Origin of the sequence: Pseudoalteromonas xiamenensis, assembly GCF_017638925.1 — a bacterium.
GTDB lineage: Bacteria > Pseudomonadota > Gammaproteobacteria > Enterobacterales > Alteromonadaceae > Pseudoalteromonas > Pseudoalteromonas xiamenensis.
Genome location: NZ_CP072133.1, coordinates 3,300,158 through 3,312,071, shown reverse-complemented (window position 1 = coordinate 3,312,071; position 11,914 = coordinate 3,300,158). Strand labels below are relative to the sequence as shown.

At 44.5% G+C, this 11,914-nt stretch carries 15 protein-coding genes and 1 pseudogene; 6 read left to right on the top strand and 10 right to left on the bottom strand.

What is annotated here, in order from left to right:
• Positions 1-11 precede the first annotated feature (11 nt).
• The 6 genes from dld (at position 12) to J5O05_RS16000 (ending at position 4,962) form a co-directional block, all read left to right on the top strand.
• Positions 12-1,703 (top strand): D-lactate dehydrogenase, encoded by a 1,692-nt coding sequence (gene dld, locus J5O05_RS16020; RefSeq protein WP_208842915.1) that lies wholly within the window; start codon positions 12-14, stop codon positions 1,701-1,703.
• 89 nt (positions 1,704-1,792) lie between these two features.
• Positions 1,793-2,707: a glycerophosphodiester phosphodiesterase family protein gene (locus tag J5O05_RS22920; RefSeq protein WP_425281506.1), complete on the top strand. Its 915-nt coding sequence runs from the start codon at positions 1,793-1,795 to the stop codon at positions 2,705-2,707.
• Positions 2,691-3,089, top strand: a complete 399-nt coding sequence (locus tag J5O05_RS22915; protein WP_425281505.1) for a PI-PLC domain-containing protein — start codon at positions 2,691-2,693, stop codon at positions 3,087-3,089. The genes J5O05_RS22920 and J5O05_RS22915 overlap by 17 nt, the downstream gene beginning before the upstream one ends.
• Before the next feature lie 65 nt (positions 3,090-3,154).
• On the top strand, positions 3,155-3,553 hold the full coding sequence (locus tag J5O05_RS16010; RefSeq protein WP_208842914.1) for a hypothetical protein: 399 nt from the start codon (positions 3,155-3,157) through the stop codon (positions 3,551-3,553).
• 298 nt (positions 3,554-3,851) lie between these two features.
• Positions 3,852-4,160 carry a hypothetical protein gene (locus J5O05_RS16005; protein ID WP_208842913.1) on the top strand — a complete coding sequence of 103 codons (309 nt, stop codon included), beginning with the start codon at positions 3,852-3,854 and terminating at the stop codon, positions 4,158-4,160.
• Between the two features lie 115 nt (positions 4,161-4,275).
• The gene (locus J5O05_RS16000) at positions 4,276-4,962 is read left to right on the top strand and encodes a GntR family transcriptional regulator (RefSeq protein ID WP_208842912.1); all 687 of its coding nucleotides are present in this window, start codon (positions 4,276-4,278) and stop codon (positions 4,960-4,962) included.
• A gap of 150 nt (positions 4,963-5,112) precedes the next feature.
• On the opposite strand, the gene phnW is transcribed toward J5O05_RS16000, so the two are convergent.
• From phnW to J5O05_RS15950, 10 genes and pseudogenes are all read right to left on the bottom strand, one after another.
• Positions 5,113-6,207, bottom strand: coding sequence for a 2-aminoethylphosphonate--pyruvate transaminase (phnW, locus tag J5O05_RS15995; protein WP_208842911.1), 1,095 nt, complete (start codon positions 6,205-6,207; stop codon positions 5,113-5,115).
• 262 nt (positions 6,208-6,469) lie between these two features.
• Positions 6,470-7,636, bottom strand: coding sequence for an MBL fold metallo-hydrolase (locus J5O05_RS15990; protein ID WP_208842910.1), 1,167 nt, complete (start codon positions 7,634-7,636; stop codon positions 6,470-6,472).
• A gap of 139 nt (positions 7,637-7,775) precedes the next feature.
• Positions 7,776-8,093, bottom strand: coding sequence for a DUF7709 family protein (locus tag J5O05_RS15985; protein ID WP_208842909.1), 318 nt, complete (start codon positions 8,091-8,093; stop codon positions 7,776-7,778).
• 46 nt (positions 8,094-8,139) lie between these two features.
• On the bottom strand, positions 8,140-8,727 hold the full coding sequence (locus tag J5O05_RS15980) for a PepSY-associated TM helix domain-containing protein (RefSeq protein ID WP_208842908.1): 588 nt from the start codon (positions 8,725-8,727) through the stop codon (positions 8,140-8,142).
• Entirely contained in the window at positions 8,717-9,292 is a 576-nt protein-coding gene (locus J5O05_RS15975) for a tetratricopeptide repeat protein (protein ID WP_208842907.1), read from the bottom strand. Before J5O05_RS15975 ends, J5O05_RS15980 begins: the two co-directional genes overlap by 11 nt.
• Positions 9,231-10,103 carry a tetratricopeptide repeat protein gene (locus J5O05_RS15970; RefSeq protein ID WP_208842906.1) on the bottom strand — a complete coding sequence of 291 codons (873 nt, stop codon included), beginning with the start codon at positions 10,101-10,103 and terminating at the stop codon, positions 9,231-9,233. The genes J5O05_RS15975 and J5O05_RS15970 overlap by 62 nt, the downstream gene beginning before the upstream one ends.
• Positions 10,104-10,114: 11 nt before the next feature.
• Positions 10,115-10,756 carry an energy transducer TonB gene (locus tag J5O05_RS15965; protein ID WP_208842905.1) on the bottom strand — a complete coding sequence of 214 codons (642 nt, stop codon included), beginning with the start codon at positions 10,754-10,756 and terminating at the stop codon, positions 10,115-10,117.
• A gap of 10 nt (positions 10,757-10,766) precedes the next feature.
• Complete coding sequence (locus J5O05_RS15960; protein ID WP_208842904.1) at positions 10,767-11,168, bottom strand: ExbD/TolR family protein; 402 nt, start codon at positions 11,166-11,168, stop codon at positions 10,767-10,769.
• A complete protein-coding gene (locus J5O05_RS15955; RefSeq protein WP_208842903.1) occupies positions 11,168-11,521 on the bottom strand; it encodes a MotA/TolQ/ExbB proton channel family protein in 354 nt (117 codons plus the stop codon). Before J5O05_RS15955 ends, J5O05_RS15960 begins: the two co-directional genes overlap by 1 nt.
• Positions 11,518-11,898: pseudogene (locus J5O05_RS15950) on the bottom strand (MotA/TolQ/ExbB proton channel family protein); the annotation flags it as partial. The gene J5O05_RS15955 and the pseudogene J5O05_RS15950, both read right to left, overlap by 4 nt.
• Positions 11,899-11,914 lie beyond the last annotated feature (16 nt).

Sequence of the window (11,914 nt, the reverse complement as noted above, 5' to 3'; positions counted from 1 at the left end):
GGACATCGACAATGCATATTGCCCAAAAAGACTTATTCCGCCAACTTGAAGTCGTTGTCGGAAAGTCCAATTTACTGAAGTCACCTCGCAAAATTGCCCCCTATGTAAAAGGCTTTCGAGAGGGGCAAGGTAAAGCAATTGCCGTTGTCAAACCTCAAAGTTTGCTAGAGCTTTGGCAAACTCTGGAAATACTTGTACCTGCAAATGTCGCTATCATAATGCAAGCCGCAAATACCGGACTCACGGGCGGTTCTACACCGCATGAAGCCTGCGATCGTGACGCGGTTATCATTTCCACTCTTGCGCTGGATGACATTCACCTATTGGAAAGCCACAACCAATTTATCGCTTTCCCTGGCGCCAGTTTATTTAAGTTAGAAAAAACGCTCGACCCGTTAGGCCGCGTACCTCATTCCGTTATTGGTTCATCCTGTATAGGAGCCTCCATTGTCGGCGGTGTTTGCAATAATTCCGGCGGGGCGTTGGTAGAACGCGGACCAGCCTACACAGAATTGTCACTTTACGCACGCGTTGACGAGCACGGTGAATTACAACTGGTTAATGATCTTGACGTTGACCTTGGTGAGACACCGATCGAGATCCTCACCAATTTACAACGTCGGCAGTACCAAGCACATGATATCAAAGTAACAAGCAAACAAGCCTCTGATAGCGAATACAAATCTTGGGTACGCGACACACAAAGCGAACGCCCTGCACGGTACAACGCCGACAAACGTCGTTTGCACGCGGCAAGCGGGTGCGCTGGTAAACTTGTGGTCTTTGCCGTGCGCTTAGACAGCTTTGTAAAACCTGAACACAAACAAACTTTTGTCATAAGTACCGACAGCGCGCAAAGTTTAAATGCGCTAAGAGTGGCGATTTTAAAATCGATGACCGAGCTGCCTATTTCCGCTGAGTATATGCATCGTGATGTTATCGAACTCACCGATGAGTATGGCCGCGATACCATGTTGGTACTTAAGTATTTTGGCACAGAAGTGATGCCTCGCTTTTTTAATTATAAGAAATCACTAGAACGCTTTTGCCGTGCATTGCCGTTGATGCAGGAAAACACCATTGATTGGCTAAGTAATCGGCTCGCCAAATGCTTTCCGAGCCAAGTTTCCAAACAAATTAAAGAATTAAAAACACGATACGAACATCATTTACTGCTTTCGATTAAAGGTCAGTCCGTGAATGAGCTTAAAGCCATCCTCGCTCAGATGAACAACTCCGCGTCACTGCATGTCCTTGAGTGTGATGAAAATGAAGCAAAGCAAGCGTATTTACTCCGATTCGCTGCAGCTGGCGCAGCCATTCAATATCAAAAGCTCAACCATCGCCGAAGCGCAGGTCTGCTCGCACTCGACATTGCGCTGCCCCGCAACTGCAGTGAATGGTATGAACAACTCCCTATGACGCTCAAACAAAAAATCAGTCACCATTTTTATTATGGCCATTACCTTTGTCATGTATTTCATCAGGACTACATCGTGAAAGCAGGCTATGACCCAATGCAAGTGAAAGCTGAATTATTGTCGTTCATTGATACTCGCGGTGCAGAATACCCAGCCGAGCACAATGTGGGACACTTATACGTTGCAAAACCCGATTTGGCGATGAACTACAAACAGCTCGATCCAACCAATACCTTTAATCCAGGCATTGGTAAAATGTCGAAAAGTCGGTTTTATCAATAAGCTGCTTTGTCGTTTAGACCGACGTTTGACCCCGTTTTGTCATACTAGATTGTTAACATCGTCGAATTGACATTGAAAATGGGGTATCTATGTCGCGTTTCAGGCAAGCTTTTTTCGGTTTTTTCTCTTTATTGGCGCTTTTATCCACTGCGTTTACTGCATCAGCTAACCAAATTGAACTCGGTCCACGACCTTACTATTTGATTTCAACAATGAATGAGGGGCCGTTAAAAAACGCCTTGTCTGCCTGTCAGAATAGTCCCATGACATCGAGCAAATTTTCTTTAGGTCATCGCGGCGCTCCGATGCAATTTCCTGAACACACCCAAGCGGCTTACGAAGCCGGTGCACGGATGGGTGCTGGGATTTTAGAGTGTGACGTAACATTCACCAAAGACAAGCAATTGGTGTGTCGCCATTCACAATGCGACCTACACACCACAACGAACATCCTTACAACTCCCCTTGCTCAAAAATGTAGCCAAACGTTCACGCCGTTTAATGTGGCAACGCAAACACCCGCGAGCGCAAGGTGCTGTACCAGCGACATAACACTTGAGGAATTCAAAACACTAAAAGGCAAAATGGATTCTTTCAATCCGCAAGCCACTTCAGCGGAGGCTTACCAACAAGGTACGCCTAGTTGGCGTACCGATTTGTACGCGCATCAAGGTCAATTGATGACCCATGCACAAAGCATCGCACTGTTTAAATCACTTGGCGTTGACATGACACCCGAGCTAAAAACACCATCGGTTGCAATGCCCTTTAAAGGACTTACGCAAACACAATACGCGCAGGCGATTATCGATGACTACAAATCGCAGCATGTGCCAGCAAAGCAAGTTTGGCTTCAGTCTTTTCACCTACCCGACCATTTGTATTGGCAAAAACATGAACCAGAGTTCGCGAAACAAGCCATTTATTTAGATGACCGCGATGAACCTCAGTCTTCTGCGCTAGAGAATCAACTGAGTCTCAAGAGAAATGGTCGACCATCCTGAGCGACTTAAACCCACGATGGCCGAACTTAAAGCCATGGGCATCAACATTATCGCACCGCCTATTTGGGCGCTGATACGAAATACAGAGGGTAAATTGGTCCCATCCAATTATGCTAAAGCAGCAAAGAAAGCAGGCCTGAACATTATTGCGTGGAGCTTCGAACGTTCAGCACCGCTTAACACTGGGGGCGGATGGTATTACCAAAGCGTCAATGGCATGCTTGGCGGCAAAAACCTTATTACACGCGACGGCGACATTTATGAAGTACTGGATGTGCTTGCTCAGCAAGTTGGTGTAATTGGTGTGTTTTCCGATTGGGCGGCCACAACCACGTACTACGCTAATTGCCGTTTAGCGAAAAATCGAAACAAGAATGGTTAAAATTCATCTTAGATTTAGTTTAGGGCTGATATGCTATTACACAACTAATCGAAAAGGAGAAACCGATGAAACCATTACTCGCACTTTTAGTTGTGGTCAGCAGCGCACTCGTATTAACAGCGTGTGAAGACGCTAATGAAGTAAAAGAGTCTGCTCAAAAAGCACAAACATCTGTCAAAGAAGCATGGAATGACGCGGTAGCAGAAGTTAAAAGTAAAAAAGACGAATGGAACAGTCAATCCATAAACGACATGGTCAAAGAGGCCAAAGAACTTGCTGCGGAAGCGACAAGTGAAGGCCAAGACAATTTATCTGACTTACTGGAAGAATCACGCAAACTTGCCTTAGAAGCGTGGGACGAATCGAAAGACGAAGCGGGTGAGCTTAGTGAAGAAGCTAAAGAAAAACTTACTGAACTACAAGCTAAAATCGCCGAAGCTAAAGCGAAACTAGCCTCAAAGTAATCCGTTTTAAATAAGTAAGACATCCAACCCAACCTTAAAAAGAGCGCTGTCGCGCTCTTTTGTCTTCCATTCTACTTTTGTTCTGAGCATGTACGTTTTTGAATTGTTGGTTAATCACAAACTGCCAATCAAGCGTTGTAGAACTCACAACACAAAACGCTTAAAACGTCGAAAACAACGTTTCGCCCTACCCTATATTACGTAGCCGCAAGGTTTCGACATTGTTGGCATAGCCTAATCTTGGTTATAATCGACTTTTCCTGCCGTAACGATTTGCCAAACAGACTGGGTATCCACAATGAAAAAACTTTCTGCCGTACAATTAAAACAACAAGCGCTCGTGTTAGACGTCGCAGATAGACTTGAAGAACAAGGTCGAGCTGAAATTCCAGGCATGACGCAATGTTGGTTCACAATGGAATACCATTTATTCCCAAGTTCTCTGTTACTTTGTTTTCAATTTGAAAATGAACAAGCCTTGGAAACAGCAAAACCAGACTTGTTGAAATGGCAAAAGCGCTTAAGTGGTGCGATGTTGAAAAAAGGCGTTATTTTGAAGGATATGCGCAAGCATCTTATCTTTACAACCAAAGGGCCAGATGACTGATTCTCTTATTTAAACGCGCTTAAAATACTAAGTTCAGGTCGACAACACGCTGAAAGTCTTAAAAGTGTCATAAAGCAACGATACACTTAAAACGGATTTAGGAACTCTATTTGCTATGCTACTTTACCAACAGATTCGTCATCATTTGCAAGAAAGACTGGCTACAGGTGAATTGCAACCCGGCTGCAAGCTCCCTTCAGAGCGAACACTACAAGAACAATTCAACTCGACTCGTATCACGGTTAGAGAAGCGCTCGCGCGCCTCGAAGCGGAAGGGTTGATTTACAGTCAAAAGCGTCGCGGTTGGTTTGTTACACCGGAAAAACTCAAGTGGAATCCTGCAAAAAAAGTAAACTTCAATTTACTTGCGCAAGAACAAGAATTTACGCCTCAAACTCGCATCGTATCACTGAACACCCTGTTGGATAACACGATATGTCCAGAGCTTGGCAATGGCGCGCTTTATTGCCTGAGCCGTGTACGTTCTTTGAATGAGCGAGCTATCATGTTTGAAGCGATCCATTGTGCCAAAGCGCGTTTTGTCGATTTAGAAAAACAACGCTTAGACGGTTCGATTACTGAGGTGATGGCAAACGTCTATGCCGTAGAAATAAGCCATGAAACCTGTCAGATAAGTGTGACCGTGTTACCTGATTATGTTGCCGAAATTCTCGAAAAGAATAATGGGACTCCTTGCTTAAAAATCACTCGCTCTCGTTATAGTGCGGACAATGATTTAATCGATTTCAATATTGAATATTGGCTTCACGACGCCATTGAGATGATTGTTGAAGGCCATTAATGCCGAGCGTGTGACAAAAAGGCGACAAAACATTCTATTATCTTTGCCCTTTCAGTCTTAAGAAATAAGGCAACTGCCGTCCACCTAGTTCGTTATTAAACCCGTTGACGTTAGTCGCCTTCAGCTTGTTACTCTCTTTACACTCAAAAACTACCAGAATTTTACTTTTGCAATCGCACTCAGTAATCGCTCAATATCTTCGCGATAGATTTCACCAATATTACCAATCCTAAAGCAATCTGCATTTGATACCTTGCCGGGATAGATAACAAATCCTTCCTGCTTCAACGCATCGTAAAAGCGCTTAAAATCGTAATTAGATGCTTTTGGCGAATAGAACGAAGTGATGATAGGTGAATGCAATCCATCTGCGAGCAAAGTTTCAAATCCTAATTCACGCATCCCTTGCACTAACAACCTCTGATTTTGTTGGTAACGTTTGAAACGCGCTTCTATTCCGCCTTCTTGTGCCAACTCATCTAACGCGGCACTGAATGCACGAACGACGTGTGTTGGCGAAGTAAAACGCCATTTACCACGAGATTTTTCCATTGTTTCCCATTGTGAGACCAAGTCGAGCGACAGCGACCTCGCAATGCCTTTGGATGACGCCATAATGGCGTTTTTTACGATTACAAAACCAAATCCAGGGACACCTTGAATGCACTTATTGGACGAACTTATCATTACGTCAATGTTCCAGTCGGCTAAATCAAATGGAATCCCACCAAAGCTACTCATTGCGTCCAAAATCATGACTTTGCCAAAACGTTTTGCAAGTAACGCAATCTCTGCAACAGGATTTAACATCCCCGTTGTGGTTTCGCAGTGGACTACCGCCAAGTGAGTAATGCCTTCCTCTTCTTGTAGTGTACGCTCGATGACTGCGAGGCTCGGTGATTCTGTTTCACCAAACTCGAGTACCACCGATTCAATGCCCAAATACTCCGTAATTTCCGCAATTCGAGCACCGTAGGCACCGTTGTTCACTACCAACAACTTACCTGTCTGTGGGATCAGTGAACCAATAGCCGATTCGACACTTGCGGTACCACTGCCTTGCATTAACGTCACTGTATATTCGGCATTATTTGACGCAAGTCGGCCCAACTCAGTACGAATTTTCTGAACCACATCAACATTGTAATCGTCATCCCAAGTACAAAAATCTTGCATCATAACCGCTTTAACCGATTGCGATGTACTCAATGGCCCAGGGGTTAAAAGTAAATATTCGTTTTTCATTGCTTTGCCTCTAACTGGTCTATACCAGATATTAAACCCGCTAGATATGACAATTTAATGGCAGAAAAAAGACTTTTAGCAATTAACTAGACTGGTCAGAACCCGCTCAAATGCTTTCAGCATTATTTGCTAACGTACATTTAGCAAAGGACCACAGGATAAATGACGAGAATTAACCCTATGGTAAAAGTGACATAAAGAAAGCCGACCAGTAAATCAACGGGACAAAAACAGGGGTGACGCTAGGCTAAGCGTCTACAAACTAGTGCCGAATACGTTTGTGTGTGCCTGCCTTGATTCGGCTAGACCACCAACCATCTTCTTCCAAACGTGTCGTCAAACTCGTTACCATACCATTTGATTCAACACCGAAAAGTAGATTGTTTTTACCCAAAGTCCCTTTGAAATCAAATATTTCTTTTGAAAGAGGTAAAAGTTCAAACAGAAACGCGTTTTCTGAGCGCGCGAAGATACGCTCGTTTTTCATTAACACTTCAATTTGTGTACCGTCTGCTAAGGCGTAAACGCCAACATAGTGCTGCAAGGTATCTAGGCTTAAAGGAAATGGCTTTGTGAAATCCGTTTCAATGACTAACTCAATATCTTCTGATAACCACTGCTTTGCCTTAGGATACAGGTCAAAGTCTGATAAAAGACGATTGATTATCTCATCCTTTGCTATCTCTTTTGCTGTTTGCCCTTCATTGAAAAGCTCGCCAATGCGGTGAGTGTAAGCAATGTGTTTTTGGCGGATCTTTAGAAGTGTTTTCTTATTGCTTAGGTAAAAATCCGGATGCTTAGATGTATTACCTGTCACGATAACTGTTTTGTCATCTGCCAGTGCAATAGCTTTGTCAAAGGTGTCTAGTAATCCTTTTAGACCATTTGGTCCGTGTGACGTGAGCCAATGTGCTTTGTAACCGTCACTCATAAACAGCACGTTGCTGGTTTCGAAAAACACATCAATATGATTCAACTGATGGGCTGACGAATGGTAGATTTTAACCGTTTCATTTCCGAACTGCATGGTCAATTGCTCGTTTACCAACAGTTCGGAATAAGCCTTTTCGTAACGCATGTTTTCATGTGAAATGATTGTAGCTCCACGCTCTGCAAAATAGCGATTTGCATGGTGATTGTAGGGGTCGGAGTCAATATTAATCACATATCGAACTGGCTTATCCGTAATTAGTTTTAGCTGGTGTTCAAGCGCTGGAGCACTTTTAGTCATTAATGTTCCAACAAGTAACACGCCCTTTTCCGTGATTAAAACACCTGCATTGCCATTGTTATCACCATTCCAGAGTTCCGTTAACACGTAAACTCTGTCATTTATCTTGTTTACCGCATATTGTGGAGCGGCATCTTCATTAGCCTGAGTCATTGCGATGACTAAAAAGGCGAAGACAGGCCATAAACGGTTCAACATTTGTGTGCATCCTTATGTTATTTGCGCTGTGTGAAAAACAACCAAAAATGCAACTTACTATTTAAAAAGTTACAGTTCAAGCGTTCCACAACAAGAGAAAATAAATAAGGTGTAACAAAGTGTTAGATGATCTAGATGACTATTTGTGAAGATAGTCTTTGGCACATTTTCCAACAAAGCGCCTTCCGGGGTTTTCACCCTCAATCCATTCATTTACCGAGAACAACTCGAACAGGCCAACTTTAATAAGTGTTGGCACAGCAAGCCGAAGTTCTTCTTCAACCTGACCGCGCTCACCTCGATTGTACAGTGCAACATTGTGAAGCATCGTTGCGACCGTTCCGGTTTGAACGTGAGTACCATCTTTTAATATCACCGATGGAAGTACTTCTCCGTCCTTCACCACTTTTAAATTCACGCAAGCCAATTGTTCATTGTTTTCTATCAACTGAGTCATGTTCAATTCCTTTTGAGTCAATCTATTTTCACGTAATAACAGAGAATTAGAGCAAAGTTAGCAGCCACAACACCGTGCCCGCGGTGCCCCATAAAAAGACTGGGAGCAACTTTTTCTTGTTTGGTAGTAGCAACCAAAGACCCGACAAACAGAAAATAACGATGATAACGGCCATCACGTCCAGCATCCAGTTCCACAACTTGGGTGTGTGTCTACCTTTATGCCAATCGTTTAATTTTGCCATCCAACCATAGTCAATATGGGTCGCAACAACCTCTTTTGTTTCTCCGTCAATTTCAAGTTGCCACTGCTCTCCGGCGAGCTGAGCATCAATCAACCATAATCCCTCATCTTGCTCGATGGTCGCATCAGCAAAAGCAAAATTGGTTTTCGCTTCAACACTGGCTTGAATATTCGCTTTATTTAACGTGTCTTCGACACTCGATATTGTCCATGTATGTTTGGTGATAACTGGCTCACCGACCCAATTCGCATGGTTTAGTGTAATGCCCGTAATTGCAAAGAAACACAAGACAAACAGCATCAACACGGCGGTATAAATGTGAATACTGCGCGCTAACTTAACCGCCTGACTGTTTGCCTTTACTGGCCAAATAGCATGCTTAACCTTCATAACGCATCAACTGTTCTAGGTTTTTAATGTTCGCACGAAGTTCATGACGCTGAGGGTTGTGTTTTAACACTTGTCGAAGTAGCGCTACCGCTTTGGCGTAGTCTTTTCCATCAATGTAAAGTTGAGCTTGCCCCAACAGCGCGGCTTCTTTAACTTCTTCAATAGCACTGGCACGCTGATAATAAACAACGGCATCCACACGATTGCCCGCTTCACGATATAAATTAGCAAGCAATAGCAAGCCATTTCCATCACTCGGCGACGACGATAATCCATCTAGTAATAGCTTTTCCGCTTTTGAAACTTGTTTTGTCGCTAATTCGTGTTTTGCTTTCGCGAGCCACATTGCTGATGACGCTTTGCTCAGTTTACGTTTTTCACTCAAAGTAAATAAGTCCTGCAAGGCACTCCATTTCTCTTGAGACGCAAACCACGCGGCCAATTGCACCACATCATGCTCTGCTTTTGCCGTGTCTTTTTTGTCCGTTTGACTAAGTGCAGAATCAAGTGCCGTCAGACCCGCTTGCGTACTGCCATATTGAATGTGTAATTTTGCGAGTAGCAACAAATTGTCCGCGTTGTAGCTCGTCGACTTTTGCATTTTGGCCAATCGCATCGCTACGTCCAAGCGATGTAACGCTTTTTCGAATTGCTGCTGATTCAATTCTAAGAATGCGGCTTGTAACCACCACTGCACATTGTCCGTATCTTGATTGATTAGTTCCGTTAGTAGAGACTCCTGCCTCGCTGTAGGCATGGGCTTGAGTTAGCGCATGTGCCAAACCTTGTTTCCACTGCGCGTTGGTCGGTTCTAAAAAAAGCGCCTGACGGTAACCGGCTATCGCACTCCAAGGCCCATATTGCTGTAAATTTAAAAACGCCAGTTGCCCATATAGCGCAGCTTCGTTTGCACCTAAACTTAACGCTGTTTGGATTGGTGCTCTTGCCTCGTTTGGTTGCTTATTTAAAATGTAGGCAAGCGCTAAACTACGCTGTGCGCTGACCAATTCCGGCGCTTTCGATACGGCTGCGCTCAGCACCTTAATGGCGTCTGGGTAACGTTTTAACGTAAGTAGAACCTGTCCTTGTAACTGCAAAAGGGCTGGGCTGTCTTTTTCAATGACTCGACCTGAAAATGCCTCTGCCACTTTTGCGTACTGTTGTTTTTCGAGTAGCGGCTTTAGATCAGTCATAAATGCCGCTTCATGAGGTGCAACGGTCAAACTTTGTTGTTTGTCTCGATAAGTAAAAACAGGAACAGACACTGAAGGGGCTTCTAACAACAATTCCGAGCGACTGTAATCAATACCTGCAAAAGCGCTTGGCACAGCACTAAACAGACCGAGAGATAACCAGATAAAAGAAAACTTAACCATCTAAATTCTTACTATTGAGTTAATTCAATTGGCCAGACGAAACGCGCTCTGACCGCTTGTTGATTTTGTTTTGGGGCCGTAAATCGACTTTGTTTCACCAACTTGTCAATTTGTGGCTTCAGTTCAGGGTACGGATTGCTTACAACACTCACCAGTGTTACAGCCCCCTGCTCGTCTATCACTACATCCAGCTTAACCAGAACCGTTTTAACGCCCTGGTTTACCAATGACTTAGGAAACACCACGCGTAAAGGCGTCAGCAGGCTCGGCAGCCCATCCAGTGAATCTAGATTCACAGCTTGCCAATCGACTTCTACGTCCTGCCACTGAGGATCTGTAATACTCAGTTGAGGTGTTTCAATGGTGACGTCCAACGAAGGCGCAGTTAAATCAAGCGTGATAGGCAAACTTGCGCCCGCGCCAGGTACTGCCAGTGCCAACATTTGCGATTGCTGCGGTTGCTCTGCTGCAGGTGGAGGCGGTGGTGGCGGTGGAAGTGGCAAAGCCAGTTCCACTTCTCGAACGGTATAGGTTGGTTCCACTTCACTTTGCAGTAATTGGACTCCTTTGAGCAGCATCATCAAGGCAGCCACTAAAACCAAACTGGCGGCAACCGCCCGTTGCTGTACTTGCTTACTTACGTTTGATTTCATCAATGCGCGCCTACTGCTTTGTTGCGATACTAACGGCAGCGGCTCCAGCCAATTTGGCCTCATCCATCACCTGAACAAGCAGTGACGTCGGGACCGTTTTATCAACTTGCAACAGCACCGGCTTATCATCTTGTGTCAGCAATGGTTGTAACGTAGCCCGTACCCCCGCGACACCAATGTTTGCACCGTCGTAAAACACCTGACCCTGCGCGGTAATACCAAGTAAGATAACTCGACTTGGTATCTGACTCGCTGTCATGGATTGAGGTTTATCGACCTCAACCCCTGTTTCACGCACAAATACAGTAGTAACTATAAAGAAAATCAGCAGAATAAATACAACGTCGATTAACGGCGACATATCAATGCCTTTATCCTGCGATTCTAAACGATGTTGGAGCCGGCTTTGCATCAGTTCAAGGCTCCGCTTGATTTAGGCTTTTGTGAACCGAGTAACCAACCAGGGATAGCCAAAAGTAAACCGAGTTCTGTTGTATACAAGGCATCCGCAATACCTGCGGTTAAACTGGCGCTGTCTGCCCCTAACCCTAAAGATAATGCATTGAAAGATTGTAATAATCCCACAATCGTACCGAGTAGACCAAGTAGCGGCAACGCAGCCGTCAGGACTTGTGCGGTATCAAGCCCCAACATCACTTTTGGGCAAACTTGTTCACTGAATAAACACACAAAGCTGTAATAGTAACTTGCCGCCGCCACAGCAAACATAAACCAGCATAGTGGATTTGTTAGGATCTCATTCATGCGGCCTCCTTCGCGGTGTTTTCAGCATTCACTACTTGCTGGCTGAGCGACAACGCGATGCTTTCTAATTGGTGGTAGTAACTTTTCACTTTACGATTTAGTAAGGCATGACAAATCAATGCAGGGATCGCAACCACAAGGCCAAGCTCTGTTGTGATCAACGCTTGTGAAATGCCGCCTGAAACAACTTGAGGGTCACCCGCTCCAAACAACGTCATCATTTTAAAGGTGTCTATCATGCCAGAAACAGTACCCAGTAGACCAAGTAATGGCGCAACGGATGCTGTAATCGCGATAGCACCGACATAACGTTCTAATTTCTCTCGCGCGGCTAACAAAGTGTTGTATAACTCGTCGTCGCGCTGCTGACCAGGGGCAAACTGATGCCACACG